At 26.8% G+C, this 26,277-nt stretch carries 29 protein-coding genes and 1 pseudogene; 5 read left to right on the top strand and 25 right to left on the bottom strand.

The features are described 5' to 3' along the window. Positions 1 to 12: 12 nt before the first annotated feature. From cbiB to cobT, 7 genes are read right to left on the bottom strand one after another with little or no spacing between them, the layout of a single operon-like run. The gene (gene cbiB / locus INR60_RS09540; protein ID WP_194191290.1) at positions 13 to 960 is read right to left on the bottom strand and encodes an adenosylcobinamide-phosphate synthase CbiB; all 948 of its coding nucleotides are present in this window, start codon (positions 958 to 960) and stop codon (positions 13 to 15) included. Between the two features lie 2 nt (positions 961 to 962). Beyond that, a complete protein-coding gene (locus tag INR60_RS09535) occupies positions 963 to 1,556 on the bottom strand; it encodes a histidine phosphatase family protein (protein WP_194191289.1) in 594 nt (197 codons plus the stop codon). Continuing rightward, entirely contained in the window at positions 1,553 to 1,939 is a 387-nt protein-coding gene (locus INR60_RS09530; RefSeq protein ID WP_194191288.1) for a bifunctional adenosylcobinamide kinase/adenosylcobinamide-phosphate guanylyltransferase, read from the bottom strand. Before INR60_RS09530 ends, INR60_RS09535 begins: the two co-directional genes overlap by 4 nt. A gap of 11 nt (positions 1,940 to 1,950) precedes the next feature. Continuing rightward, entirely contained in the window at positions 1,951 to 2,709 is a 759-nt protein-coding gene (locus INR60_RS09525; protein WP_194191287.1) for an adenosylcobinamide-GDP ribazoletransferase, read from the bottom strand. Next, positions 2,702 to 3,241 (bottom strand): bifunctional adenosylcobinamide kinase/adenosylcobinamide-phosphate guanylyltransferase, encoded by a 540-nt coding sequence (locus INR60_RS09520; RefSeq protein ID WP_194191286.1) that lies wholly within the window; start codon positions 3,239 to 3,241, stop codon positions 2,702 to 2,704. Before INR60_RS09520 ends, INR60_RS09525 begins: the two co-directional genes overlap by 8 nt. Beyond that, on the bottom strand, positions 3,238 to 3,768 hold the full coding sequence (locus INR60_RS09515) for a cob(I)yrinic acid a,c-diamide adenosyltransferase (RefSeq protein ID WP_194191285.1): 531 nt from the start codon (positions 3,766 to 3,768) through the stop codon (positions 3,238 to 3,240). The genes INR60_RS09520 and INR60_RS09515 overlap by 4 nt, the downstream gene beginning before the upstream one ends. Before the next feature lie 14 nt (positions 3,769 to 3,782). Beyond that, complete coding sequence (gene cobT, locus INR60_RS09510; RefSeq protein ID WP_194191284.1) at positions 3,783 to 4,865, bottom strand: nicotinate-nucleotide--dimethylbenzimidazole phosphoribosyltransferase; 1,083 nt, start codon at positions 4,863 to 4,865, stop codon at positions 3,783 to 3,785. Positions 4,866 to 4,928: 63 nt separating this feature from the next. Here cobT and INR60_RS09505 point away from each other — a divergent pair, with 63 nt between their 5' ends. After that, a complete protein-coding gene (locus tag INR60_RS09505) occupies positions 4,929 to 5,738 on the top strand; it encodes a choline/ethanolamine kinase family protein (protein ID WP_194191283.1) in 810 nt (269 codons plus the stop codon). A gap of 43 nt (positions 5,739 to 5,781) precedes the next feature. On the opposite strand, the gene INR60_RS09500 is transcribed toward INR60_RS09505, so the two are convergent. Then, entirely contained in the window at positions 5,782 to 6,345 is a 564-nt protein-coding gene (locus tag INR60_RS09500; protein ID WP_194191282.1) for a beta-class carbonic anhydrase, read from the bottom strand. Between the two features lie 147 nt (positions 6,346 to 6,492). Here INR60_RS09500 and INR60_RS09495 point away from each other — a divergent pair, with 147 nt between their 5' ends. Continuing rightward, complete coding sequence (locus INR60_RS09495; RefSeq protein WP_194191281.1) at positions 6,493 to 7,218, top strand: LytR/AlgR family response regulator transcription factor; 726 nt, start codon at positions 6,493 to 6,495, stop codon at positions 7,216 to 7,218. A gap of 13 nt (positions 7,219 to 7,231) precedes the next feature. On the opposite strand, the gene INR60_RS09490 is transcribed toward INR60_RS09495, so the two are convergent. From INR60_RS09490 to INR60_RS09480, 3 genes are all read right to left on the bottom strand, one after another. Next, positions 7,232 to 9,082 (bottom strand): sensor histidine kinase, encoded by a 1,851-nt coding sequence (locus INR60_RS09490; protein WP_194191280.1) that lies wholly within the window; start codon positions 9,080 to 9,082, stop codon positions 7,232 to 7,234. Between the two features lie 117 nt (positions 9,083 to 9,199). Continuing rightward, a complete protein-coding gene (locus INR60_RS09485; RefSeq protein WP_194191279.1) occupies positions 9,200 to 9,370 on the bottom strand; it encodes a Spo0E family sporulation regulatory protein-aspartic acid phosphatase in 171 nt (56 codons plus the stop codon). Between the two features lie 18 nt (positions 9,371 to 9,388). Then, positions 9,389 to 11,359 carry a tetratricopeptide repeat-containing diguanylate cyclase gene (locus INR60_RS09480; RefSeq protein ID WP_194191278.1) on the bottom strand — a complete coding sequence of 657 codons (1,971 nt, stop codon included), beginning with the start codon at positions 11,357 to 11,359 and terminating at the stop codon, positions 9,389 to 9,391. Between the two features lie 321 nt (positions 11,360 to 11,680). On the opposite strand from INR60_RS09480, the pseudogene INR60_RS09475 reads away from it, so the two are divergent. Beyond that, positions 11,681 to 12,679: pseudogene (locus INR60_RS09475) on the top strand (NAD/NADP octopine/nopaline dehydrogenase family protein); the annotation flags it as partial. Between the two features lie 119 nt (positions 12,680 to 12,798). Here INR60_RS09475 and INR60_RS09470 read toward each other — a convergent pair. The 4 genes from INR60_RS09470 to INR60_RS09455 all read right to left on the bottom strand — a co-directional run bounded on the left by INR60_RS09470 (position 12,799) and on the right by INR60_RS09455 (position 16,888). Beyond that, a complete protein-coding gene (locus INR60_RS09470) occupies positions 12,799 to 13,632 on the bottom strand; it encodes a metallophosphoesterase (protein WP_194191277.1) in 834 nt (277 codons plus the stop codon). Positions 13,633 to 13,665: 33 nt separating this feature from the next. Further along, positions 13,666 to 15,072, bottom strand: coding sequence for a sensor histidine kinase (locus INR60_RS09465; protein WP_194191276.1), 1,407 nt, complete (start codon positions 15,070 to 15,072; stop codon positions 13,666 to 13,668). Next, positions 15,047 to 15,688, bottom strand: a complete 642-nt coding sequence (locus tag INR60_RS09460; RefSeq protein WP_194191275.1) for a response regulator transcription factor — start codon at positions 15,686 to 15,688, stop codon at positions 15,047 to 15,049. Before INR60_RS09460 ends, INR60_RS09465 begins: the two co-directional genes overlap by 26 nt. Before the next feature lie 84 nt (positions 15,689 to 15,772). Next, entirely contained in the window at positions 15,773 to 16,888 is a 1,116-nt protein-coding gene (locus INR60_RS09455; protein ID WP_194191274.1) for an NADH:flavin oxidoreductase, read from the bottom strand. A 145-nt stretch (positions 16,889 to 17,033) separates the two neighbouring features. Between INR60_RS09455 and INR60_RS09450 the strand changes: the two genes are divergently transcribed. Then, positions 17,034 to 17,366 carry a winged helix-turn-helix transcriptional regulator gene (locus INR60_RS09450; RefSeq protein WP_194191273.1) on the top strand — a complete coding sequence of 111 codons (333 nt, stop codon included), beginning with the start codon at positions 17,034 to 17,036 and terminating at the stop codon, positions 17,364 to 17,366. An 8-nt stretch (positions 17,367 to 17,374) separates the two neighbouring features. On the opposite strand, the gene gloA2 is transcribed toward INR60_RS09450, so the two are convergent. The 7 genes from gloA2 to udp all read right to left on the bottom strand — a co-directional run bounded on the left by gloA2 (position 17,375) and on the right by udp (position 22,293). Continuing rightward, on the bottom strand, positions 17,375 to 17,764 hold the full coding sequence (gene gloA2 / locus INR60_RS09445) for an SMU1112c/YaeR family gloxylase I-like metalloprotein (protein WP_194191272.1): 390 nt from the start codon (positions 17,762 to 17,764) through the stop codon (positions 17,375 to 17,377). Between the two features lie 60 nt (positions 17,765 to 17,824). Further along, entirely contained in the window at positions 17,825 to 18,091 is a 267-nt protein-coding gene (locus INR60_RS09440; protein ID WP_238480424.1) for a hypothetical protein, read from the bottom strand. Continuing rightward, on the bottom strand, positions 18,088 to 18,420 hold the full coding sequence (locus INR60_RS09435; protein WP_194191271.1) for a hypothetical protein: 333 nt from the start codon (positions 18,418 to 18,420) through the stop codon (positions 18,088 to 18,090). The genes INR60_RS09440 and INR60_RS09435 overlap by 4 nt, the downstream gene beginning before the upstream one ends. Positions 18,421 to 18,439: 19 nt before the next feature. After that, positions 18,440 to 19,165, bottom strand: coding sequence for a ferredoxin-like domain-containing protein (locus INR60_RS09430; protein ID WP_194191270.1), 726 nt, complete (start codon positions 19,163 to 19,165; stop codon positions 18,440 to 18,442). Between the two features lie 148 nt (positions 19,166 to 19,313). Next, positions 19,314 to 20,039, bottom strand: a complete 726-nt coding sequence (locus INR60_RS17630; RefSeq protein ID WP_194191269.1) for a metalloregulator ArsR/SmtB family transcription factor — start codon at positions 20,037 to 20,039, stop codon at positions 19,314 to 19,316. A gap of 231 nt (positions 20,040 to 20,270) precedes the next feature. Next, positions 20,271 to 21,461, bottom strand: a complete 1,191-nt coding sequence (locus INR60_RS09420) for a phosphopentomutase (RefSeq protein WP_194191268.1) — start codon at positions 21,459 to 21,461, stop codon at positions 20,271 to 20,273. Between the two features lie 46 nt (positions 21,462 to 21,507). Further along, the gene (gene udp / locus INR60_RS09415; protein WP_194191267.1) at positions 21,508 to 22,293 is read right to left on the bottom strand and encodes a uridine phosphorylase; all 786 of its coding nucleotides are present in this window, start codon (positions 22,291 to 22,293) and stop codon (positions 21,508 to 21,510) included. 237 nt (positions 22,294 to 22,530) lie between these two features. On the opposite strand from udp, the gene INR60_RS09410 reads away from it, so the two are divergent. Further along, on the top strand, positions 22,531 to 23,262 hold the full coding sequence (locus INR60_RS09410; protein WP_194191266.1) for a GntR family transcriptional regulator: 732 nt from the start codon (positions 22,531 to 22,533) through the stop codon (positions 23,260 to 23,262). A 39-nt stretch (positions 23,263 to 23,301) separates the two neighbouring features. Here the strand turns inward: INR60_RS09410 and INR60_RS09405 are convergent, their stop codons facing one another. From INR60_RS09405 to INR60_RS09395, 3 genes are all read right to left on the bottom strand, one after another. After that, positions 23,302 to 24,615: an amidohydrolase gene (locus INR60_RS09405; RefSeq protein ID WP_194191265.1), complete on the bottom strand. Its 1,314-nt coding sequence runs from the start codon at positions 24,613 to 24,615 to the stop codon at positions 23,302 to 23,304. 102 nt (positions 24,616 to 24,717) lie between these two features. After that, positions 24,718 to 25,482, bottom strand: coding sequence for a 4Fe-4S binding protein (locus INR60_RS09400; RefSeq protein WP_194191264.1), 765 nt, complete (start codon positions 25,480 to 25,482; stop codon positions 24,718 to 24,720). A gap of 69 nt (positions 25,483 to 25,551) precedes the next feature. Then, on the bottom strand, positions 25,552 to 26,274 hold the full coding sequence (locus INR60_RS09395) for an ATP-binding cassette domain-containing protein (protein WP_194191263.1): 723 nt from the start codon (positions 26,272 to 26,274) through the stop codon (positions 25,552 to 25,554). Between the last annotated feature and the right edge of the window lie 3 nt (positions 26,275 to 26,277).

Genomic DNA, 26,277 nt, shown 5'->3' with positions numbered 1-26,277 from the left:
ATGAATTTACCTCTATAAAAAACTATGTATTACAAAGGAAATAATTATAGCTAAAACTACCCCTAAAAAAGTAACTAAATCTAAAATTTTATTTGTCTTTATAACATCATTTTTTTCTATTTCTTTTAATTTATCCCCTATAGTATCTTTTTTAACTAATTTACCAAAGTAATAGTTACTTCCACCAAGCATTATAGAAAGCGCTCCACTAACTGCCGCTTCTGGGTGTGCACTATTTGGACTTGAGTGATTATATCTATCTCTTTTATATATTTTATAACTTTCTTTATATTTATATCTTAATAAAAAAGAAGCTATAATAATTAAATAACTTGTTATTCTAGCTGGAATATAATTAAATATGTCATCAACCTTAGCTGAAGAAAATCCAAAATCTATGTATTTTTCATTCTTGTAGCCAAACATAGAATCGCAAGTATTAACAGCCTTATATAAAAAAGCTAATGGCGCTCCCCCGATTCCTGCATAAAATAAAGGTGCTATTATTCCATCTGACATATTTTCTGCAATCGTCTCAATTACTGCCCTATAAATTTCACTTTCGTTTAATTTATCTGTGTCTCTTCCAACTATATATGATAATTTTTTTCTAGCTTCAACTATATCTCCCTTTTCTAATTCCTTTATAACCTTTAGTCCTTCAACCTTTAAACATTTAGCTGAAATAGTAAAATATATTAATATTCCAGATACTATTATCCCTAGATAAATATTAATATAACTTGTACCTTTAGTTATAAATAGTACTACAAAAAATGTTATAAGTATTACAGACAGATTAGTTAAAATACCACTTAATTTAAGATTTTTAGAAATTCTCTTTCTAAAAAATCCTTCTAAAGATTTAGAGAGGTTTCCAATAAATCTTATAGGATGATAAGGGTTATTTGGATCTCCTATTATTAAATCTAAAATATATCCTATTATAATCTCTATCATTTTTAAAACCTTTCTAATATATTTAATTTTAGTTTTCCTTTTTCTCTTAAAACTTTAAGAGTGTAGCCTTCTATACAGTTTGGATGATAATCATAAAAACTTTTATTTTCTTCATTAAAACTTTCTAAAAGACTTGCTATAGTTCCCCCATGACAAAGAACTAAGGCTTCTTTTTCATTATTTTTTTCTAAAGAATCTATTAAAGAAATTAAAGATTTTTCTATTCTAGTTTTAAATTCTTTTCTCGATTCTCCCTTTGGAACTCTAAATTCTAAGCTCTCATCTAAAATCCAATTTAAGTATTCTTTATTTTCTTTTAATTCTTCATAGGATTTTAATTCAAAATCTCCAAAGTCGTATTCTCTAAAGCCTTCCAAAACTTCAAAATCTTTATTTTTATAGATAAGTTTAAAAGTTTCATTAGTTCTTTTAAGCCCAGTTGTGTAGTTGTTTTTGCAATCTGGAAAGTTAAATTCTTTAATCTTTTCTTTTATTTCTTCTCTTCCTTTATCGCTTAGTTCTATATCAGATTTCCCGCAATAAAGTTTTTTTTCATTGCAAAAAGTTTTTCCGTGCCTTATAAGATAAAGTATCATTTTATATCACCTTTTAATTTACTTTCTATTCCAAAAAACACCCTATAAACTTCTTTGCTTTCTTTTGAAAAAATATTTAAAATTTCTCCTAAATCTTCTCTTAATCTTCTCTCTAAATTTTCAATTGGAACTATTCCAGAATTTAAATCATCTGAAATAATTATCTTTCCTTTGAATTTATCAAGATTTTTCAAAACATATTCTTTAGGGTCTTTAGAATCTTTTATCATATTAAAAACAAATTCGTGAAAGTTATTTATAACCTTTTTATCAAAATCTATTATATTTGATTTACAATCAAAGACTTCAAAATCTTTAATTTTGTATTTGTTTTTAACAAGTTCTAATTTCCCGTTGTATGCACCACCAAAATATAATTTCATATACTTTCCTCCTAAATAACGCCTAAAACTAAAAAGCATATAGCTTCTGATAATACAAGGGTAAATCCTGCAACGTCTCCATTTACTCCACTAAATTCTTTATTGCACTTTCTAATACTTAAAACTCCAACTAACCCGAGTACTATAAGTGAAATAAAATATTTTATATTTAAAAATATTAATGAAACTAATAACACTAAAAAATAAATAAAGATTAATATGTATTTTTCATAAGGCTTAGTTCCTTTTTTAAATAAATCACCAAAGTAGCTTTTGGATATTTGATTTCTAGAAAGTATTGTATACCCTCCAAAACATCTTGAAGCTATCGGAATAAGGATTAGAATCCTAGGGTCAAATCCTTTTTCTAAAAGTGAAGATATAGAAGATGATTCTATTAAAAAAAGAATTACTAAAGCTATAACTGAAAACGCACCTACTGTAGAATCTTTAAGTATCCTTACCTTTTCTTCTTTATCCCTACTTGATAAAAGCGCATCAGACACATCCATAAATCCATCTAAATGAATAAACCCTGTAATTAAAAGTGGACTTAGCATAGTTAAAGCACTTAAAAGTATATTATTTATATTAAATAGTATAAGAATTCTAAAAGATACATACCAAAACAGTCCAACTATTAGACCTATAATCGGATAAAGCCTCATAATATATCTTGCAGATTTCTCATCCCAAACATACTTTGGTAGAGGTATTTTAGTAAACATACTTAAAGTCATATTAAACCCTTTATATAAATCACTAAACATCTAATACCCCCTCTCCTTTATGAAATATTATATTTCCAAAGTTAACTTCAATAACTACATCTGCTAGTGAAGCTAAGGTGCAATTAATACTTCCTAATTCTTTTCTAAAATTATTCGTTAATTCATCATATCTTTTGCTATCTGAAAAAACATAATCAGAAACTAATATAAGGTTTTTAAGCCTTTTAGAAAGACTTTCTACTTCACTAGTAATCTTATCTTTAACAGATAAGTTAAAATTATTTTCTTTAAACATCTCGTTAGTTACTAAAGAAGTAACACTATCTAAAAGCATAGTGTCAGAGCCTTTTATATCTTTAACCATTTTTATATCACTTTTAATTTCTATAGTTTTAAAATTATATTTCTCCCTACTTGAAATATGTTTTTCTATTCTTTTTAAATCCTCTAAATCTTTCGGGTTCATAGTTGCAAGGTAATATAAAATCCCCTCTTTTTTTAAGTTATAGCTTATATTTTCAGCTAAACTAGATTTTCCACTCTTTGACCCTCCTATAACTAGGACAATCATATTTCTATTCCTTTTCTTGAAGGAATTCCCTTTTTAAACGGATGTTTAACAGCTTTTATTTCTGATACATAATCTGCTATATTAACTAATTCCTCTTTAGGGTCTCTTCCTGTCATTACAACTTCAAGTCCTTTTGGTTTATTTTTTAGAAAATCTAAAACTAAATCTAAAGGAACGAAATCTAAATTAACAGTTCCAATTAGTTCATCTAAAATAAGTAAATCATAATTTTCTAAAACAGCCTTTTTAGTTATCTCTTTAAATCTTTTAGTATGTTCTACTTTAGCGTTTGCCTTTTCTTCCTCTGTCATATTCCAAGAAAACTTATTTACAGGAACACCTGGAACAAAATGATAATACTCTTTAAGTTTTTCAATTGAGTTAAGCTCTCCTGTTTTATTACTCTTTAAAAATTGAGTTAATAAAACCTTTAGATTGTTTCCTGAAGCTCTCATCCCAAGACCCATAGCTGCTGTAGTTTTACCTTTACCGTCTCCACAGTAAATATGAATTAATCCAACCTCCATATAGTTTTACCTCCTTATACTTTATAACATTCTTCACTTCTAACTTCTTCTATGTAACTATCATCTATATCGCCTTCACTAAATGTAGCCATATTTTTCATCATAGAATTTGCAAAATCAATTACTGAAAAAGCAATAGGACATCCGCTTCCTTCACCAAGTCTCATATTCAAATTTAAAAATGGTTTTAAATTTAATTCTTCCATAGCTAGGTTATACCCTATCTCTTCTGATTTATGAGATGGGAATAAATATCCCTTTACAAGTGGATTTAATCTTGATGCACAAAGTGCAGCTACTACTGATATAAACCCGTCTATAACTACAGGTATTTTATAATATGAAGCTCCTATAAAAACTCCTATCATCCCTGCAATATCGTATCCTCCAACTTTAGAGACTATATCTATAATATCTTCTCTATTAACATTATGCTTAAGTATAACTTCTTCTACTATAGCTTTTTTCTTAATAAAAGAATCACTAGTTATTCCGCCGCCTTTTCCAACTATTTTTTCTGTTTCGATGTTTAAAAGAGCTTTTAAAACTGCAGATGATGTTGTAGTATTTCCTATTCCCATCTCACCTACACCTAAGATGTTATATCCTTCATCTTTAGCTTCTTTAACTGTTTCTATTCCTATAAGAATTGCAATCTTACATTCCTCATAAGTCATAGCAGGTTCTTTATAGATATTTTTTGTTCCTTTTCTGATTTTTCTATCTATAACTCCTTCTATTTTTTCATCACTATTAATCCCTATATCTACTACTTTAAGGCTTGTCTCATTTGCTTTTGCGATCGAACAAACCCCTGTTTTTCCTTTTATGAAGTTTTTAGTTTGAGCTAAAGTTACGTACTGGGGTGCAGATGCAACCCCCTCTTCTACTACTCCATTATCAGCTGACATAATGATAATGCACTTTTTATCAGTTTCGTTTATTATTTTTGAAGTTATTCCAGATAACCTTACAGAAATACTTTCAAGTTCTCCAAGACTACCTAAAGGTTTTGCTAAAGAATCAACTCTAAGTTTTGCCTTTTCCATAGCATAATTATCTAAGGGAGTAATTCCCTCTATAAACTTTTTTATCATATCGTCTTCTCCCCTCCTTTCTTTTTTGATATAATAACTTAACAAAATTCAAAGGAGAAAATAATGTTAAACCTTTTTAAAAATCACAAATTAAAAAAACTTGGCGGTTTAAATAATAAAAATTATTTAATAGATTATTATAATAATTTTTATGTCTTAAGGCTTCCAAATAAAGATAATTCTAATGATTTTTCAAGTGAACATAATATTCTTTCCTTAGTAAATTCTAAGAAGCTATCACCACATATTATATATCACAATAAAGAAAATGGTATACTTCTTACTAAATATTTAGATAACTCGTCAGTAAATATTAATACACTAACTACTAGAAAATTTATAAAATCTTTATCTATATCGCTAAAAAAACTACATAACCTTAAGGCTTCAAGCTATTTTGACCCTTTTAAAGACATAGAAGATAATTTTAAATTTTTAAAGGAAAATAATTTTGAGTTTAATCACGATATTGATATTTTTATAAAAAAGATGAATTTTTTAAAATTAGACTTAACTAAAAATGTTTCTTTAGGCTTATGCCATAATGACTTAAATATTTCTAATGTACTTTATAAAAATTCAGAAGTTAAATTTATTGATTTTGAATTTTCAGGAATGAATGATATATTTTTTGATCTAGCTACTATTTCTTGGTTTTTAAGTGAGCATTTAAGAAATTATTTGATATTTGAGTATTTTGGCTATACAGATAAGGAAAAGATTAAAAAATTAAATGATTATCTATTTATAGTAAAACTTTGGAACGCATCTTGGAGCTTAAAAAAATCATTAACCTCAAATTCCGACTATGATTATGTCTTAGGTGCAAACATGATCTTAGACAATATCAAAGATTATAAAATTTCTAAATAAAAAACTTCCGCTTATTTAAGAAACCCTTAAATAAGCGGAAGTTTTATTTATATCCGTTAACTACTATGTCTAATTTTCCTGTTTTAGGATCCATAACTAACCCATGAATATTTATATTATCACTTGGCATAAGCGGATGATTTTTTATAGAAAACACACTATCTTTTACTGATTCTTCTACAGAGTCAAACCCGTGAAGCCATTTTTTTATATCTATTCCAGCAGACTCTAAAACATCTAGATTTTCTTTTTTAATTCCTCTATTTATCATTTTATCTATTACTTTTGAAGTATCTAAATTACACATCCCACACCCGCTATGACCTACTACTAATATTTCACTAGCATTAAATTCATAAACTGCAATTAATATACTTCTCATAATACTTCCAAAGGGATGCATAACTGTGGCCCCTGCATTTTTTATTATTTTTGCATCACCATTTTTTATATTCATTGCCTTTGGAAGAAGCTGAGTTAATCTTGTATCCATACAAGATAAAATAACTAGCTTTTTCTTTGGAACTTTAGATGTTTCATACTCTTTATACTCTTCATTTTCAACAAATCTTTTATTAAATTCAATAATTTCATCTAATTTTCTCATTAACCCACATCCTTTAATTCTATTATAACTTTTATGATAAATAACTTCCTTTTCTTCGTCAAATTTTTATATAAGCTCCTTAGCTGTTTATAATAATTTTTTTCTATATTATAATATATTTAATTAAACTTTTTGGAGGAATTTAAAATGATTAAAATTGCAATATGTGATGATGACTTACATCAATTGAAAGAGACTTACGATATCGTGCACAATATTGTAAATGATTTAAACATAAAATCACTTATATCTAGCTATTCTTCTAGTTATGAGCTACTTGATATTATAACAAATAAAGAAGAGATTTTTGATATCATTTTTCTAGATATAATTATGGGCTCTTTAAACGGAATAGAACTTGCTAAAGCTATTAGAAAGTTTGATAAAGATGTCAAAATAATTTTTACAACTAACAGTAAAGATTATCTTTTAGATGGTTATGAAGTTAATCCTTCTAATTATCTTTTAAAACCACTTTCTTTAATCAAAGTAAAAAAAGAATTACTAAAGTGCATAAATGATATAAATAAAAAAAAGGAAGATTACATAGTTATTAAATCTGGTTCTATTATATCTAAATTTAATATTTATGATATTATTTATTTTGAATCTAAATTAAGGCAAATTATTTTAACTAAAGCAAATGGAGAAACCTTTAGTTTTTATGATAAATTAAATGAAATAGAAGAAATTTTATCAACTAAATCATTTGTAAGATGTCATAAGAGTTATCTTGTAAATATGCATTATATTGACTCTATAGATGGCACTAACATAATAACAAACTCAAATCTTGAAATTCCTATAAGTAGATTCTATTTAAAATCCACAAAAGATTCATTTTTAGATTATTTCTCTAAAAAAGTAAAATGAGATTAAGCAAATTTTATTGCTTAATCTCATTTTTTAAAAGTGCAGTTACTTTAAACCACTCATCACTAAATTCAAATTTAATATTACCATCATATTTCTCAATGCTCTTTTTAACACTTTCTATTCCAAGTCCGTGAAGCTTCCCGTCAGTTTTAGATGATAGGAATTTTCCTTTTGACTTAACTATATCGGTAGTTTTACTATTTAAAACTTCTATATATAGATATTTATTCATTACCATACTTTTAACGCTTATATATCTTTCTTTATTTTTATCATTTAAATTTGCTTCAATAGCATTATCTAAAAGATTTTTAAAGATTACACAAAGGTCAAAGTTATTTATATTTAATGTTTTAGGAACCTTTATATCTAAAATTAAATTTATATCTTTATCACTGCAAATTTTTTGTTTGTTAGCTAAAATCGCATCTAATATGCTGTGTCTAGTAATAGATTTACTTCTATTTGAGTCTATCGTATTAGACATTGACGCTAAATATTTCCTACATTCATCATACTCACCTTTTTCTATTAGTGTGTTAAGTAAGTTAGTATGATGCTTCATATCATGCCAAAGTCTTCTTACTTCTTCTTGATACTGTATTATACTGTTGTAATGATCGTATTGATAGTTAAGTTGATTGCTTAATATATCTATATTTGATGATAGCATCTCGTTTCTAATTCTTTTATTTCTGTTTGCTATTGATATTACAGAGATAATCGATATAGAAACTGCAGCAACTATTATAGCTATGTATGCTATATTTTTAGATTCTAACTCAAGAATTTTATTATTATATCTTGCGTTTTGAAGCTCAATATCCCCTAAAGAACCTATAAGATATTGAGTACCTTTTAACTTTGAAATATTTTCTACGCATCCTCTAAATTGCTCATTCCAGTATCCGTAATCATCCATATTATTTGTTTTTTTAGTTAATACTAAAATTTTTTCTAAAGATCTTAATTGACCTCTATAATCTTTAGTGGTTTTTAAAATATCATATTCTTTTTTTCTATAATCTAAAGCCTTGTTTATATATCCTTTTTCTTCCTCTATCTTACCGTATATCCTATACTTTTCAGCTACTTCTTTTTGAACTAATTTTATTTTATTATAATTATTTACTATATCAGTAGCTTTATCAAATTCTCGTTTATTTATATATGCTTCTGCTAAGTGCATATCGTTATAGAAATATAAACGATGTACTTTATTCAAAGTACCAACTCTATTTTTAAAGTCTAATGATAACTCTATAACTTTATCATAATCATCTACATAAAGATAATAATTTATCTTACTATTTATTGTATCAAAATAATTACAAATGTGTGTATTTTCTTCTAAGTTGCTAGCTTGACTAAATGTAGACTTTGCAATATCTCCTAATCCTAAATCACTTTCTATACAAGCTTGAAGATATTTAGTAGATATTAGAAGCTGAGTAACGTATTCGCTTTTATTTTTGCTATATAACTTACCTGCAATTTCATTTGCTTTATAAATATTTACGTAAGATTTGTTATAATCATACATTTCACTATACATAAAAGCTAAATAAAAATATAAATATGAAAGGTGAACTTGCATATCTTCTTTAATTAAAATTGCTTCTGCATCCTCTGATATCCTAATTATTTCGCTATAGTCTGGAGATATTAAATTACAGACTATATATGCAACATAATTTTCTCCCTTCTCCTTATCACTTATTGATTCGTCATTGATCTTACCTAATGTATCTTTTTTCATACTAGAGATATCATTATCATATTTTAGTGATAATCTTGAAATAAGCCCCCTATAATCATCTGATTCTTTATAAATAGAATCTCTAATAGGTACTAGTATCATTAATAAAAATAATGCTACACAACTAGCAAAAATAACTATTTTCTTCAGTTTTTTTCCCCACCTTTTATCCTTTTTAAATATAACTTAACATCTTTTTAAGCTTTTTTCTATTATTTATTAATTATTTTTATTTTTTATTATAAGTGATTTGCATTTAATTAATTGCTTTTTAACTATAAGTTCGTCGATAAGTTGGCTTAAACGTACCACTTCATCAGTAGTTCCGTTTTTAACGTATAATTCACCTAAAATATCTTGTAATTCCCTCATAATTTTATCATTGATCATAATTTCCTCCTTAAGTATTTAAAAACTAATTTTATTCCTCCCCGTACTTTTAGACTCATATAATTTCCTATCAGATTCTTTAATTAGATTCTCACCATCTTCAAAGGAAGTTATACACCCTTTACTAATCCCCATACTTAAAGTTATTCTGTCACTTATACTTGAAAATTCATGTACAATATTTTTTTCATTCAGTCTTTTTTTAAAAATTTCTAAATCTCTTATAACAAAATCAAAATTTCTCTCTGAAATTATTGAAAATTCCTCTCCACCATACCTAAAAACTAAATCCTCTTTAAATACATCCCTTAGTAGATTTGAAACTGTAATAAGAGCTTCATCTCCTTGCATATGCCCGTAATTATCGTTATAACTTTTGAAAAAGTCGATATCTAACATAACGAAAACTAGGTTTTTACCTATGTTTTTCTTTAAGATTTGATTTAAATATCTCTTATTATAAGCCCCTGTTAAACCGTCTGTGATATTATCTATCTCTAATCTCTTGTTTGATTTGGATATTTTAACATTTATATTATAAATTGTAAACACTATAGCTATAGATAAAATAAGTAAAATTATTAATCCATATATTTTATATTTATCAATATATGCTTCTCGCTTTTCAACATATACATTCAAATCCTCTATAACACTATCCGTATCCACAGTAATATTTGTTTCATTATATATTTCGTATATTTCTTTAGAATATTTATACAAATATTCATTATTATTGTTCAGATAACTTAAAGTTGAAATTTCCCAAACTAGATCATAATATAAATTAAGCCCACTTTCTTCCTTTTTTATTTGATCTATTATATTTTCATATTTTTTAATTGCCTTTTTATAATCCTTATCCTTAGTATATTGTCTTTTTATTTCTATTTTTTCTAACAATAGTTTCGTATTTATATGAACTTTATCATTATTTTTGGAATATAATTTTTTTGCCATTTTTAAATGGTTGTCTGAAACTTCATAATTGCCAATTAAAAGATTAGAATCAGAATACAATATATGAAGCCACATAACTTCTCTAATTCTTGTATTTGGATTTAATTCATTTACAGTTTCTAAAAACTTTTCTTTATATTCTTCGCCTTTTTCTGAATTAGAAGTTTTAAAGTAACAATCTATAAGATATCCATACAACTTAAGCTTGTCTTCTGAATCTTTAATCATATCCCCTTTTAAAATAGTCTGAAATAAATTTATAGCTTTTCTATATTGTCTTTTTGTATAATAATTTTCTGAAAGGCTAATTAAGCATTTACCTAAGTATTCATCGTCTTTTGAATCTATAGAAATTCCAATAGCCCTTTGGTCATAAATCAAAGCTTGATTGTAATCTCCTCTTAATCTATTTAATGATGATAAAAGTAAATATGATTTAATTACCCTTTTATGGTCCTGTATCAAATTTAAAGAATTTTCTAACAATTCTATGCATTCTTTAACGTTATAATTTAAATCAACTCGCTTTGAAACTAGTTCATAATAAGCATCTGATACCTCATTCCCTAGCCCATTATTTCGCCCGAATTCCTCTGCTTTTTTAATATATTCATTAGATTTATGCAAGTCTCCCATATATGTATAGTCAAGGGATAGTTTTACTAATATATCAAGTTCTAACTCATTGTCATTTTTAAGTTTATAACCTTCACTTACCTTTAAAAATTCTACTGATTTTTCATAATTCTCATTTAAATAATCAATAATTCCTAATGAATAATTTGAAAGTTTCAAGTTTTTTGCTTTATTTGTATTATTTTTTTCAATTAAAATCTGTTTCTTATAGTTATTCAAATCCTCTTTTTCTAACTGAATAACTTCTTCTTCTTTAACTAGATTTATAAACCTAGTTGTGTACACTTTTCCTTTTTCTATCTTATAAATAGAAAAAATAAATATTATCATGAGAATTATTGATATACCATAAATGAAGATCTTTACATTTCTAGTTTTAGTTTGTTTAAGCATTTTAAGCACCTCATTTACCCCTAATTTCTACCTTAATCCTAACATTTATCTTGAATTAATATCTTCTTTTGTAATTTATTGCAAAATCCATGTCCTTTTTAATCATACTTTTAACCTAATTATAACTTTTTCAAATAATGAATTTATTGTTCTTTTTTAAGTTATCTTTGTGACTTTTTCTTCTACTATTTAAAATTATAAAAATTTATAAAATAAAAGCATTTTATTTTATATTTATACTATAATTTTACTATTAATTCTTTACTAAAAAATGATAAATAAGTAAAATTATTTTAATATCTAAGAAAGGACGTGAAATAAATGAAAATAGCAATTATAGGCGCTGGAAACATAGGAACTTATTTAGCTACATATATTTCTTTAAAAGAAAATACTGAAGTTTTTTTGCATACATCAAAAACTGAAAGTTTTGGTGATGAAATAGAACTTATCGAAGAAGAAAAAAATATTGTATTCAACACTAAATTAAAAAAGGTAACTTCTAGTATTAAAGAATGCGTTGAAAATGCAGATTATATCTTAATAACTCACCCTTCTTTTATGGCTGAATCTACAATTAAAGAAATTATTAAATATGCAAAAGCAGGTTCTATTGTCGGTACTGTTCCAGGTTTTGGCGGAAAAGAATTTTATATAAAAGACCTTTTAGATAAAGGTATCATCTACTTTGGAACTCAAAGAGTTCCATCTATAACAAGGTTAAATTCTTATGGAAAGTCAGTAACTTTAAAGCAAAAAAATAATTTTATGAAGATATCAGTAATTCCAAAAGAATATACAAATAAAGTTTGTAATGATATGACAAATTTTATAGATATACCTTGTTTACCTTTAAAAAGTTACCTCTCAATATCTCTTTCACCATCTAATCCTACAATGCACCCTTCAAGGCTTTATGAATTATTTAAAGACTATAAAGAAGGTGTCTTTTATGATGAGAACCCTTTATTTTATGAAGACTGGGGTTACCTTGCATCTAAAACATTATTAGATTTAGATGAGGAACTTAAAAGTATATTTAATAAATTTAATGAATATGGTGATTTTTACGAATATGATTTTGAAAAAATAAAAATTAGATATAATATAGAAACTCCAGATGAGCTTTCTAAAAAAATAAATACGTCACCTGGATTTTTAGGAATTTACTCCCCTATGATAAAAATAGGTAATGAATATATTCCAGACTTAAATTCAAGATATTTTACAGAAGATATAGATTTTGGATTATGTATTTTAAAATCTTTTTCTGAAATATTAGAAGTGGATACCCCTACAATAGATAAATTAATTGTTTGGGCACAAAACCTATTTAATAAAGAATTTATTGTAGATGGTAAATTAAATGGAAAAGATGCAAAAAAATTAGTTACACCTGAAACTTTAGGTATAACTAATAAAAAAGATTTAATAAGCTTTTATATAGTTAAATCAAAACATACTACTTGCGGTACGTTGTTAAATCTGTATGGCAACTTAGTATTTCCAAGTCCGCTACTTACGTATAATTTAGTATTGAATTTATTTCCTAAATTATATAAGCCCTTAGTGTATTTTTCAGATAAAACATTTTTAACTAAAGGTCCATAAAAAGGTAAGTCTATCTGACCTCCGTGGCTATGTCCTGATAATATAAGGTCTAACTTATAATTTAAGAATTTTTCACTTAAATCTGGTTCATGTAATAATAAGATATTTATATCATCTTTATTTATGTTGCTCATAGTTATTCTCCAATTAAAGCTACCCATAAGGCCATCATCTGCACCTAAAATTCTAATATTTTTACCCTTTACTTTTATTAGATGGGAATCATTTTTTAATACTTCAAAACCTGATTTATTCATTATTTTACTATAATATCTTACAGCGCCTCCTCCGTAATCGTGGTTTCCATAAATAGCGTATTTTCCGTATTTGCTATTTATTTTAGATAAAACTTTAGCTACTTTATCTATATCTTTATATTCTGATGCATTATCTATTAAATCTCCTGTAAAAACTACTATATCAGGTTTTAATTTATTAATTTTTTCTACTGCTTTTTCTAAATTGTCTAAAGTATAAAACTCACCTAATTGAGTGTCTGTAAACTGAACTACCCTAAGTTTTTCTGATCCTTTATCATTAAAATTTAAATTTATCTTTTTTACAGTAAGTAATTCTCTTTCTATATATCTTGTATAAACAAAAAGAGAAACTGGAATAATTATAAAAACTATAAATATAATTATCGGAATTTTCTTTTTCATAGTATCACCTTTTCTTTAGTCTTTAGTGATACTTTATCTTCCTTTTGTTACACTACTGTTACATCCATCAAAATAAATATTAAATTCTATATAATTATCTTTTGAATTAATTTCAAGCTTAAACTCGTGCGCTTTACAAATATTATTTACTATAGTAAGTCCAAGTCCTGTCCCAGAAAGTTCTTTATTTCTAGATTTATTTATTACATAAAAAGGCTTAATTAAATCATCAGTGTTTGAAACTTTTTCTCTATTACCATTTCTTATTTTAAACACTTTCTTATCTTTATCTATTTTAATTTCTATTTTATTATTATCTGTGTATTTTATACTATTAGATACAAGGTTTGATAATAATAAATTAATTAAAGCCTTATCTCCTATTATATTTAAAGTTTCTATATCTTTATAAATCTCTATATTGCTTTCTTTTATTAATACACTATATTTATTTAAAGTTTCTAATAGTATTTCCTCTAAATTTAATGATTTTAACTCTAATTCTTTTGTCTCTGTTTTAGCCCAAACTAAAAGTTCGTTTACAAGATTATTTAAATCATCAGCTTCTTCTTCTATAGTGTCTAAATACGTTCCATCGTCTAAACCATCTTTTATTCCCCTACCATATATTTTAATTAATGATAATGGCGTTTTAAATTCGTGAGAAATTCCTGAAATAACACCTTTAAGCATTTCATTTTTATCATTTATCTTTTTGTTTGCACTTTCTAAATTTTCACTCATAGTGTTTATAGCTATAGATAACTCTTCTATCTCATCACCTGTTTTAATTTCTTCTTTTCTAAAGTTTAAATTAGATATATCTTTAGCTAAATCTTTTAAATTTTCTAAAGGTTTAACTAATCTTTTTGAGAAAAAGTAAATTAAAATAGTTATTATTACAATAGATACTATAAGTAATATAATATTAAATTTATTTACTATACCTAAAGTTTCATTTACAAACTCCATAGGAACTCCAATAACAAATATGTAATCTTCTTTTAAAAATATACTTGCAAACACCTTATATTTTGATTCATTTTGATAATATATTTTATTTACTTTATCCTCTTTAGATTTTAAAAGAGTATCTTCTGTTATCCAAAACTTATTTAACTTTATTCCCTTATTAAAAAATTGATCTTTTATATTTTCATTTACATTATCAATATTTTTTGTATATTTCGTATAAGCTATTTTAACTCCATATTTATCTTCTAAAAACTTAATATCATCTATCGTTTCCTTTAGAGTAAGCTTTGATATATTTTCATATACTTTGTTAATAATCTTACTTTTTTCGTATATATAATATTTAGATACAAAAATAGTATTAATTAAAGTTGAAAAACCTAAAACACAAATAATTACTAAAGATACAACTAAAGATATCTTTTTATTTATCTTAATTTTAATCCACCTCCAAAGAATATCCAATTCCTCTATATGTTTTTATAAGATCTTCATATGTTTTACTTCTAAGCCTTCTAATATGCGTATCTACAGTTCTATAATCTCCGTCATATCCTATTCCCCATACTATTTCAATAATCTTATCTCTTGATAAAATTATCCCTTTATTTTTAATAAACATATTTAATAGATCATATTCAATTTTGGTTAATTTCAATAGTTCGCTTCCTTTATATGCTTTCTTTTCCTCAGTATTTATTACTATATCTTTAACTTTTAATTTTTCTTTTTCATTTATTAGTTTTTTTGCCCTTAAAATCAAAATCCTTGGGTCAAATGGCTTTTTTATATATTCATCAGCACCTGAATTTAAAGCATTAAATTCATCATCCATATCTTCTTTTGCAGTTAACATTAAAACTTTTGCACTACTGTTTTCTTTTATATATTTACATACTTCTATCCCATCTATTTTAGGCATCATCCAATCTAAAATAGCCAAACTTATGTTATATTCAAAGAATTTATCTAAGGCTTCTTGTCCGTCATATGCGTATATTACATTAAATCCTTCATTTTCAAAGTATGCTTTTAATATTTTAACCATTTTCTCTTCATCATCCGCTATTAGGATATTCATATTGCACCTCCAAATTCTATATCATAAATAATAACACAAATATATAAAGGGATGTTTTACTAGAAAGTTAAACATCTCTTTATATTATAATCTTTTTGCACCATTTAATATGCACCTTTTCCCATACGTGCTATAGCATCCGTTACAAGATACGCATTTTGGTTCTTTTAAGTTTCCGCTTTCCCAAATATTAATCAAATCTGGCTCGCAAGTTAAAGGTCTAGACATAGTAAAGTATTCTATATTTGAATTATTTAATATATCTTCCATAACATCTAAGTGCCTGTTTCCTCCAATTAAAATTACCTTTGTATCTACCTCTTTACTTAATCTTATTGCATAATCTTTAAAGTATGATTCATTATCTTTTGATAATTTAACCTTAGTTCTAGCTGCCCCTAAATTATTTTTAGCTACCTCTGTTATAGACTCATTTCCTCCTGTAACTTCAATTGCATCAATTCCAAGGCTACTTAGCTTTTTAGCTACATATAGACTATCTTCTATAGTTAAGCCACCTTCTTTTACGTAATCTGAAGAATTTAATTTTATTAAAACTCTAAAGTCGTCTCCTACCTTTTTTCTTATGCTTTCATAAACTTCAAATATTATTCTACCTCTATTTTCTATAGAACCACCGTACTCATCATTTCTTTTATTATAGTAAGGAGATAAGAATTGACTTAATAAATATCCGTGCCCTGCGTGTATTTCAACTCCATCAAATCCTGACTTTTTAACTCTAAGTGCAGCTTCAGAAAATGCATTAACTATATATTTTATATCTTCTTTAGTCATTTCTTTTGCAAAAGTTTTTGTTTGTTCGTTTTGAATACTTGACGGACCAAATATAACTCTATCTTCTGTATTAAAATTTGTCATAAATCCGCCGTAAACTATTTGCATTATTATGTTTGAGCCTAAGCTGTGGATTCTATCTGTGAATTTTTTATATTCTTCTATAAATGAATCATTATATATTCCCATCATTCTAGGGTTTGGCTGCTCTTCTTCTGTTATAAATGCATACCCTGTAATGATAGTTGAAACTCCACCTTTTGCAAGTTCTTCATATACATTTATAAGTTCATCTGTTAAATGCCCTTTGCTATCTGCAAGTTCTTCCCACAAAGCACCCCTTATAAATCTATTTTTCATATTCATTCCATTTAGATTTGTTTTATCAAATAAACTTTTCATATTTTCTCGCTCCTTAAAAATTCTTATGTGTTTAGTATATTTCTATTGACCCTTTTATATAAGTACGCACTTTTTAGTAACTATATTATTTTCATTTTTTTCTGTTATTATATACTATAAGAAAAGATTTTTAGGAGATATTTTTATGATAAATTATAAAGATAAAAATTATGTTTGTTTATTAGATCTAGCTATGGAACTTATACGTGGAAAATGGAAAGCAGTTATTTTGTGCCACCTAGATAATGGTGAAAAAAGATTTTTAGAACTTCAAAGGATAACACCCTCTATAAGCCACAAGGTTTTAACTGAAAAGTTAAAAGAACTTGAAGAAGATGATTTAATAGAAAAAGTTGATTACCTAGAAAATCCTCCAAAAGTAGAATACTTTCTAACTCCTAAAGGAAAAGATTTAGCTAAAGTATTACATTCTTTAGAGGATTGGTCAAAAAAATATTTTAAAGAAATAAAAGAATAAGGATATCCTTATTCTTTTATTTCATATAGTTCTAAAGGAAGTCCATCTGGGTCGCTAAAGAAAGTAAATTTTTTCCCTGTGAATTCATCAATTCTTATATCTTCTACATCTATATTATTACTTTTTAAAAACTCAACCTCTCTTTCAATATCAGAAACCTCAAAAGCTAAGTGTCTAAGCCCTAAAGCTTCAGGATAGCTAGGTCTTTTAGGTGAATCTTTAAAAGAAAATAATTCTATTTTATTATTAAATAACTCTAAATCTAACTTATATGATTCCCTTTCTTTTCTGTAAGCTTCATGAACTATTTTAAACCCTAATATATTTACATAAAAGTCTTTAGACCTTTTATAATCTTTACAAATTATTGCTACGTGATGTATTCTTTTAATTCTCATATATCTACCTCTTTTTAAAATAATATAATTATTATAACAAAAATAGCCTAGAAAACATATCTAGACTATTTTATACCAAAGCTTATTACTTCTTGGAAATTCTATTTTTTGAATATCTTTTAAATGCTTCTTTACCTCTTTATAATCTAAATTTTCAAAAGTCGTATCTCTAAAACCTTTTTCTATGATAGTAAAGCCTTCTTTAAGTTTAATTATTTCAACCTTTCTATCTTTTTTGAAAGTTTTAAACTGAACCTTTGAGTTTTCACTAATCCTTTTTAAGGAGGTCATAGTTATATTTATAAATTCTAAATTACTAACCATCATTTAGATACACCTCTTGACTTACTTAACTCTTTTATGAACTCATTTTTAATTAAAACATTCGATATAAAAAATATAGCTATCTCATCTTCATTATAGATATATGCTACTCTCCAAGCTAAAAATTTATTATATATTAATTTGAATTCAAAAATAGTTTTTCCAGAGTATTTTAATCCTCTACAAGTTTTAATCTTATATGGCTTTTCTTCTATAAGTTTTATAGTATCATTTTTTATTTTATCTTTTATAAAATTTTCATATTCTTTATTTTTATTAAAAAACTTATCTATTTCTTTAGTTTCTTTTATAACTATTTCTTTGTATTTCATAATTAACTCATCTCTTTTTTTAAATTTCAGCTTTAAATTTTTTAATTATCTCATCTTCTACTTTATTTTCACCAAGTCTTTCTATAACCTCTGCAAATCTTTCTTTTTTTGTAGCATTTTCATTGAAAAATTCTATAGTTTTATCTAAAAGTCTAATTAAATCATCTTCTTTGAACTTCTTTTTCATAGGATTTGCCTTCCTAGCTTTTCTTCCAGCTCTTCCTCCTAAAAATACCAAAAAGTCCATCTCGTTCATAGCTATATTAAACTTTGGAATCACTGCAAAATCATTACTTTGAGCTTTCCCGTAACTATTCATACAACCAAATATACCTATCTTAAATTTAGATGGGACTTCTCTTCCTAAAAACTCATCTTCTATTTCTTTAGAAAGTTTTCTAGTATCTATCATTCCGTGTTTACAAACAGTCCCCTTACAAGAAACTATTGCACGAACTGTATTACCTGCACCACCAATTCTTAGTTTTTCTTCTTTCGCTCTATCTATAACTTTATTTATATTTTCTTCTTTTATAAACGGAATTTCTATAGTTAATCTACTAGTTAAGCTTATTTCACCATTTCCAAAATCTCTTGCTATCTTAGCTAAAGCTTCTATTTGCTCTGCTTTAAAATAGCCAACATCACTTAAAAATCTGACTGTATAATACTCTTCTTGCTTTTGATTAATAATCCCAATCTTTTTTAAATTTGCTTTTTCTTCACTTGTTAGTTTGTTACCCATTTTAAATCTCCCTATAATTAACTTTAATTTAATTATATACCTAATCCACTTATAAATAATATATATTGTTTTTATCATAATAATAAGATTTTACTTATAAATAAAAAAATCCTAAAAGTTATATATAACTTCTAGGATTTTTTTTAATTTAATGAGTGCAGTTATGACTACAAGTATGAGTACTTGAGAACTCTTGTAATTCGTTTAACTCTAAAGCTTTAATATTTGATTCAATATCTCCAGATACTGCTTTATAAACCTTTATTCCCATAGAATTTAATTTAGTTATAGCACCAGCACCAATACCACCTACTATAACAGCATCTATATCTGCTCCACCTAATGCTTTCATCGGTTGACACTTTCCGTGTTCATGCCCTAAGTCTCCGTTATTAATAGTTTTTACCTCTTTCTTTTCTAAATCACAAATTACAAAAAGAGGTGCAGTACCAAAATGTCCGTAAGGCATACTACTCATTCCTTCATTTTCTTTAACTGGAAAACATACTCTCATTACTATTTCCTCCTCTATTTTATTATTTAAACATTTAATATGTTTACAATCCCTGATACATAATTTACTAACCGATTCTTTTCTATGAGTTTTATCTAAATCAACTATGCTACGAATCATATTAGATGCTTTCTCTAAAACATCTATGTTTAAATCATAAATAATATGATATCCAATTTTATAGCCAACTATTAAGTTTGATTCTTTTAAAACCTTAATATGCTGCGATACAGCAGATTCAGTTAGTTTTACTTCTCTTGCAATTCCTTTTGCACACATGCTCTTTTTTGAAATTAGGAGCAAAATTTTAACCCTAGTTTCATCACTTAATGCTTTAAAAACTTTAATCTCTTCTATCATAGCCCCTCCTAATTTAATTAAGTAATTGCTTAATTAAATTATACTACTACAATTTTCCTTTTTCAAGGAAAATAAAAACGAGCCAAAATGGCTCGCTCTTAAAAAACTACAATTATTTATCTTTCGTTCTAATTAAATCTTATCTTTTGTTTTTTAAATTTATCTTTTGTTTATAGTTACTTTATCTTTTGTTTTTCTTAAGTTTTTCTTTAGTTATTTATCTTAATGTAATTATTTAAGCTTATCTAATATTGATGAACCTATAGTTCCATTTGGCATTTTAACTTCGAAGTTATCAGCAATTGTTGCACCTATATCTGCAAATGTTTTTCTTTCTTCTAATTCACCTGAATTTTTCATTGAAGGTGAGTAAGCTAAGAAAGGTACTCTTTCACGAGTGTGGTCTGATCCTTTATAAGTAGGATCATTACCATGGTCTGCTGTGATTATTAATAAGTCATCATCATTTAGTTTTTCTAATACTTTACCTAAGTTAACGTCGAATTTTTCTAACTCTTTTGCATAACCTTCAGGGTTTCTTCTGTGTCCCCATAAAGCATCAAAGTCAACTAAGTTTACAAAGCAAAGACCTTCAAAGTCTCTATCCATAATTTCTAAAGTTTGTTCCATTCCATGAACTGAACTTTTTGATTTATTTCCTTCTGTTATTCCTTCTGAATCAAATATATCTTTGATTTTACCTACTGAAATAACTTCAAGCCCTTTATCTTTTAAAGCGTTTAAAGCTGTTTCTCCGTAAGGCTTAAGAGCGTAATCGTGTCTGTTACTAGTACGTTTAAACTCACCTTTTTTGTTTCCAAGGTATGGCCTAGCTATAATTCTACCAACTTTCCATTCATCTTTTAAAGTTAGTTCTCTTGCTATCTCGCAGCATCTATATAATTCATCTAATCCAAAAGTTTCTTCGTGTCCACAGATTTGTAAAACTGAGTCTGCTGAAGTGTAGACTATCATATCTCCAGTTTTCATTTGGTGCTCACCAAGTTCATCTAAGATCTCTGTTCCACTTGCACTTTTATTTCCTACTATTTTGTGACCAGTTCTAGCTTCTAATTCATCTAATAATTCTTTTGGGAATCCTGTATCAGTAAATGTTTTAAAAGGTTTAGTTATATGAAGGCCCATCATCTCCCAGTGACCTGTCATAGTATCTTTACCTACGCTTGCTTCATTTAACTTAGTTCTGTATCCCATAGGATTTTCTATAGGGGCTACGTGTTTAACTTTGTGTAAATTTCCAATTCCCATCTTTTGAAGGTTTGGGATATTAAAACTATCTACTGATTCTGAAATATGACCTAATGTATCTACATTTATATCTCCATATTTTTCTGAATCGTTCATTGCACCTACTCCTAAAGAGTCAATAACGATTGTAAAAATTCTTTTATATTTTTTCATAATGTTACTCCTTATAGTCTCTAAAAATATATCTCTTATTGATATATTATATTACACCATTTGCTTTGTCTAATTTGATTAGGTTTCTTATTCCTTCAATACCTACTTTTATTGCACTTTCAGTATCGTGAACTTGTGAATTTTCCATTCCTCTTTTTTCTCTTTCTTGGTTTGCAACAACTAAGAATGCTGCACCAACTCTAACTCTTAAGTAGCTTCCTACTATAAATAAAGCAGCACCTTCCATCTCTGAAGCTAAGCATCCCATTTTACACCAAGCATCCCATTTGTTTTGAAGTTCATAACTTACTGGTTTAGTTTCTGGTGAATGTTGTCCATAAAATGAATCTTTTGCTTGAACTACACCTGCGTGATAAGGTAGTTTTAATTCTTTAGCACCTTCTACAAGAGCGTTTATAACATCTAAGTTTGCAACAGCTGGGAATTCTATAGGAGCATACTCTCTTGAAGTTCCTTCTGCTCTAATTGAACCTGTAGCTATTACTATATCTCCACCTTTAACGTCTAAGTCCATTCCACCACAAGTACCTACTCTGATGAAAGTATCAGCTCCACATTTAACTAACTCTTCTAAAGCTATTGCAGCTGAAGGACCACCTATACCAGTCGAAGTAACACTTACTTTAACTCCATCTAAATATCCAGTATAAGTTACGTACTCTCTCTTATCTGCAACTAACTCTGCATTATCTAAGTATTTAGCTATTTTTTCGCATCTTTTAGGATCTCCAGGCATGATAACGTATTTACCAACCTCTCCTTTTGCTACATCTATGTGATATTCTTTTGCTGAACCTTGTGAATAAATCATTCTATTTCCTCCTAATCTCTCGTTAAAAATTAATTGTACAACCACAACTTGTCTGCTTAGTTGTATGTTCTTTATGAATATATAATATCATACTTTTTCCCCATTATCAAACGTTTACATATTTTTTTTATAAATTTATTTGTATTTATTAGAAAATCTCTTATAATTTAAGTGTAGAGTTGTACTATTTAAAGTATAACTTGTCTACAACTTGTATGATTTAGAAAGGTGATTAATATGGATACACTTATACCAAATAAAAGTAAAGAACTTTTATACGTAACAGTTTATGATAAATTATTTAAAATGATAACTGAGGGGACTTTTCTTAAAAATTCAAGACTTCCTTCAGAACCTGACTTAGCTAAAAGACTAGGGGTTAGTCGTAGTACCCTTCGTCAATCTTTAGCACTTCTTCAAGATGATGGGCTTATAAAAAATATCCGAGGCAAAGGAAATTTTATTACCACTGATAATTTAAAAAGTTCAAATGGATTAGAAAAGTTTGGGCACCCAGTTTATAAATGTTTAAATGAAGAATCTGATGATTTAGAAATGGAATTTAAAATCAATCCGCCTTCTGATTACTATTTAAAAGTATTAAATAGCGAATCTGTAGCTACAGTTTGTATTGATAGATGGTATTTAAAAAATAAATCTTCGCTTGCATATTCCTATACAATAATACCTATAGAAGAAATTTCTAAATTAAGCTTAAACTTAAACAACAAAGAAGAATTAAAGAAATTTATAGAGGAAGATGTTTATAGTGATTGTAGTAGAATTGAAATAAAAATAAAAATATCAGAGTCTGGAAATTTTGTAACAAAGAATCATCCCATAGCAGATGAAGATACCTTTTATTTATTAGAAGAAGCTATATATAAATCTTCTAATTCTCCTATAATACTAAACAAGCATTATTTACCAGTAAAAAGTAGTACAATCAAAATAAATCCTTCTAAATAAAGCTAAAAGGGATATTAAAAATTTAATATCCCTTTTGTTTTAACTTATTTTTTTATAGTTTTTAGATAATTTCTCTACTATATTTAAATATGTTTTTATTGCTTTAAACATATCTTCTTCATTGAAATCAAATCTTACAGAGTGATGCTCTCCTTTTAATTCTGTTCCAAACATCATATAAAGAGCTTTTCCTCCATTATCTTGGACTCTTTTCATCATATAACATATATCTTCACTAGCACCAAAACTTGCTTTTTTTATAACTTCATCAAAATCTTTAATAGATTTTGCAATATTTACTGCAAAGTCTATAAGTTCTTTATCACTATCTGCATTAATAGACTTTCCTACACATTTTATTTCAACATCAGTATCGTGCATCATTGCAGATGATTCTAATATTCTGTTTGCGTAGTCTTCCATATATTTATTTAATTCAGTTGTTTCTCCTCTAGTTTCTATTTCCATAAAAGCTCGTCCAGGGACTACATTTCTTCCGCTTCCTGCTATAAGTTTACCTACGTTTATTCTAGTTACTCCCTCACTATTTCTAGGGATAGCATCTAAATTTAATACTGCTGTAGATGCTGAAAGTAAGGCATTATGACCTTTTTCAGGTGCAACTCCAGCGTGAGCTGACTTACCTTTAAATTCAGCATTTATTTTAGAAGTTGCAAAGAATCCATCTGTTCCACAGATAATTTTTCCAGACTTTCTAGCTTTTATTCCTATATGTCCACTTACTATATAATCTACATCATCTAAAATACCAGATTCTGCTATAGACCTTGCACCGCTAACCCCTTCTTCTGCTGCTTGAAAAATAATTTTCAAAGTTCCTTTAAAATTTTTAAACCTTGAAATTATTTCTGAAACTCCAAGCCCTATAGAGATATGACCATCGTGACCACAGCCGTGCATTATCCCTTTATTAACTGAAGAGAATCCAAATTTAAAAGGCTTATGATCATCCTCTTCGCATTCGTTGTTTTTAACTGCATCTATATCGAACCTTAAAGCTATAGTTGGTCCTTCTCCATTTTTTAAAATTCCGCAAACTGAGGTAAAACCACCTTTCATATTTTCCATATATTCTGGTATTCCACCTTGCTCTAATGCCCTTTTAAAATTTTGCCTAAGTTCTTTTTTTGAAGGTAAATTCATTCTATATTTTTCATTTATTATATCTTTTCCGTATAAAACTTCAAAGCCTAATTCCTTTAATCTTTTAATGATTAAAGAGGCTGTTCTAAACTCGCCCCAAGCTGCTTCGGGATATTTATGAAAATCTCTTCTAAATTTAATAATTTCTTCTTTAATACCTTCTAGTGCAGTATCTACGTTCGTATCCATATTCTTTTGTTTCCTCCAATAGCCTTTGACCGGCCCTATTTATCTATATTTTACCACACTTTTTTTCTTCTATTCCCATTTAGGATATTTAATAATTTTATATTAATTTAAGTAATATTCAATCTCTCTTCTTTTTAAATAATTGCTTTCAAGATATTCTTTTATCTTAGAATCATCAAAATCTCTTGCGTTACTTTTACAAACTTTAACACATCTCATACAATTTATACAAAGTGATTTATCTATCTCTCTATCTTCGCTAATTGCAGAAACTGGGCAAAGGTTAATGCACACTCTACAATTATTACATTTACCTTCATTAAAATATTTTAAAATATTACTTCCCGGCTTTTCTTTTAAAGGTTCTAAATCACTATTACCTGGAAGATAAACTTCACTTAAATCATTATTTTCTAATTTTTCTAAGATTTTATCTCTAAATTCTAGAATAACTTTTGAATCTTCAATATCCGGCCTATTTGCACCTAACTTTTTAGAATAAATATGAGGAATTACAGGTGCTATCCCTCCAATTACTTTAAATCCTCTTTTTGAAAGTATAGTTTTTAATTGAATTAAAGCATCATCATAATGCCTGTTTCCGTATGTTGCCATAACTATTAAAGGAGTGTTATCTCCTTTTAAATTAGAAAATAAATCTGTAACCATAGGAATTCTTCCTGCATAAACTGGCGCTGCTACAACTACTAAATCATCCTTTTTAAAAACATAGTCTTTCTCTCTATTATCTTTAACTGTTAAATCAATTTCCGTATAATTTTCATCTATGTTTTTAAGAAGAACATCTAAAGCTTTTTTAGTTCCTCCTGTAGGACTAAAAAACACACCATAACTTTCTCTTTTCATATATAAATCACATCCCCTTAATTATTTTTTAATTAATTATATCATTAAAAATCCCCTAGAAATTTCTTTTTAGGAGATTAATTCTTTTACAAATTCATTTTTAGGATTATTTTTTATATCAAAGCTAGTCCCACTTTGAACTATTTCACCTTCATTCATAACTATAACCCTAGTTCCAAGCTTTAAGGCTTCTTTTATGTCATGAGTTACAAATATAATAGTCACATCTAACTCTTTATATATATTTAAAATCTCTTCTTGAAGCATTTTTCTAGTTATTTCATCTACAGCACCAAAAGGTTCATCCATCAAAAGTATTTTCGGCTTATAAGCTAAAGCTCTAGCTATCCCAACTCTTTGCCTTTGCCCTCCTGATAATTCGTTTGGATACTTTTTTAGCATTTCCTCTTTAAGACCAACCTTTTCTATAAGTTCTAAACTTCTTAAAGCCATAACCTTTTTATCTTCTTTTTTTAGATTTAAAACATACTCTATATTCTTTTTTATGCTCATATGAGGAAAAAGACCAACGCCTTGTATTACATAACCTATTTTTCTTCTTAAATTAATTTTATCTATAGTTTTTATATTTTCACCAAAAACAAATATTTCTCCACTATCAAATTCTAAAAGTCCATTTATAAGCTTTAAAATAGTTGTTTTTCCTGAACCAGATGTACCTATTATAGTTAAAAACTCTCCGTATTTTATATCTAAATTAAAGTTTTCTAATACTTTTTCATCTCCATAGTACTTATTTATATTTTTAAAACTAACAACATTTTCACACATTTA

Origin of the sequence: Clostridium chrysemydis (genome assembly GCF_015234215.1) — a bacterium.
GTDB lineage: Bacteria > Bacillota > Clostridia > Clostridiales > Clostridiaceae > Clostridium > Clostridium chrysemydis.
This window is presented reverse-complemented; position numbering and strand designations above follow the sequence as displayed.

Bases quoted from the DNA above. Each gene is read 5' to 3' on its own strand.
- INR60_RS09455 (WP_194191274.1), bottom strand. From the start codon at position 16,888: ATGAAAAGTTTATTTGATAAAACAAATCTAAATGGAATGAATATGAAA.
- INR60_RS09505 (WP_194191283.1), top strand. From the start codon at position 4,929: ATGTTAAACCTTTTTAAAAATCACAAATTAAAAAAACTTGGCGGTTTA.
- INR60_RS09500 (WP_194191282.1), bottom strand. From the start codon at position 6,345: ATGAGAAAATTAGATGAAATTATTGAATTTAATAAAAGATTTGTTGAA.
- INR60_RS09525 (WP_194191287.1), bottom strand. From the start codon at position 2,709: ATGTTTAGTGATTTATATAAAGGGTTTAATATGACTTTAAGTATGTTT.
- INR60_RS09405 (WP_194191265.1), bottom strand. From the start codon at position 24,615: ATGGATACGAACGTAGATACTGCACTAGAAGGTATTAAAGAAGAAATT.
- INR60_RS09535 (WP_194191289.1), bottom strand. From the start codon at position 1,556: ATGATACTTTATCTTATAAGGCACGGAAAAACTTTTTGCAATGAAAAA.
- INR60_RS09430 (WP_194191270.1), bottom strand. From the start codon at position 19,165: ATGGGTAACAAACTAACAAGTGAAGAAAAAGCAAATTTAAAAAAGATT.
- INR60_RS09410 (WP_194191266.1), top strand. From the start codon at position 22,531: ATGGATACACTTATACCAAATAAAAGTAAAGAACTTTTATACGTAACA.
- INR60_RS09495 (WP_194191281.1), top strand. From the start codon at position 6,493: ATGATTAAAATTGCAATATGTGATGATGACTTACATCAATTGAAAGAG.
- udp (WP_194191267.1), bottom strand. From the start codon at position 22,293: ATGATTTATTCACAAGGTTCAGCAAAAGAATATCACATAGATGTAGCA.
- INR60_RS09395 (WP_194191263.1), bottom strand. From the start codon at position 26,274: ATGTGTGAAAATGTTGTTAGTTTTAAAAATATAAATAAGTACTATGGA.
- INR60_RS09520 (WP_194191286.1), bottom strand. From the start codon at position 3,241: ATGATTGTCCTAGTTATAGGAGGGTCAAAGAGTGGAAAATCTAGTTTA.
- INR60_RS09470 (WP_194191277.1), bottom strand. From the start codon at position 13,632: ATGAAAAAGAAAATTCCGATAATTATATTTATAGTTTTTATAATTATT.
- INR60_RS09530 (WP_194191288.1), bottom strand. From the start codon at position 1,939: ATGAAATTATATTTTGGTGGTGCATACAACGGGAAATTAGAACTTGTT.
- INR60_RS09440 (WP_238480424.1), bottom strand. From the start codon at position 18,091: ATGATGGTTAGTAATTTAGAATTTATAAATATAACTATGACCTCCTTA.
- cobT (WP_194191284.1), bottom strand. From the start codon at position 4,865: ATGATAAAAAAGTTTATAGAGGGAATTACTCCCTTAGATAATTATGCT.
- INR60_RS09420 (WP_194191268.1), bottom strand. From the start codon at position 21,461: ATGAAAAAATATAAAAGAATTTTTACAATCGTTATTGACTCTTTAGGA.
- INR60_RS09435 (WP_194191271.1), bottom strand. From the start codon at position 18,420: ATGAAATACAAAGAAATAGTTATAAAAGAAACTAAAGAAATAGATAAG.
- INR60_RS09490 (WP_194191280.1), bottom strand. From the start codon at position 9,082: ATGATACTAGTACCTATTAGAGATTCTATTTATAAAGAATCAGATGAT.
- INR60_RS09515 (WP_194191285.1), bottom strand. From the start codon at position 3,768: ATGGAGGTTGGATTAATTCATATTTACTGTGGAGACGGTAAAGGTAAA.
- INR60_RS09400 (WP_194191264.1), bottom strand. From the start codon at position 25,482: ATGAAAAGAGAAAGTTATGGTGTGTTTTTTAGTCCTACAGGAGGAACT.
- INR60_RS09450 (WP_194191273.1), top strand. From the start codon at position 17,034: ATGATAAATTATAAAGATAAAAATTATGTTTGTTTATTAGATCTAGCT.
- INR60_RS09460 (WP_194191275.1), bottom strand. From the start codon at position 15,688: ATGAATATCCTAATAGCGGATGATGAAGAGAAAATGGTTAAAATATTA.
- INR60_RS09485 (WP_194191279.1), bottom strand. From the start codon at position 9,370: ATGATCAATGATAAAATTATGAGGGAATTACAAGATATTTTAGGTGAA.
- gloA2 (WP_194191272.1), bottom strand. From the start codon at position 17,764: ATGAGAATTAAAAGAATACATCACGTAGCAATAATTTGTAAAGATTAT.
- INR60_RS09480 (WP_194191278.1), bottom strand. From the start codon at position 11,359: ATGCTTAAACAAACTAAAACTAGAAATGTAAAGATCTTCATTTATGGT.
- INR60_RS17630 (WP_194191269.1), bottom strand. From the start codon at position 20,039: ATGATAGAAGAGATTAAAGTTTTTAAAGCATTAAGTGATGAAACTAGG.
- cbiB (WP_194191290.1), bottom strand. From the start codon at position 960: ATGATAGAGATTATAATAGGATATATTTTAGATTTAATAATAGGAGAT.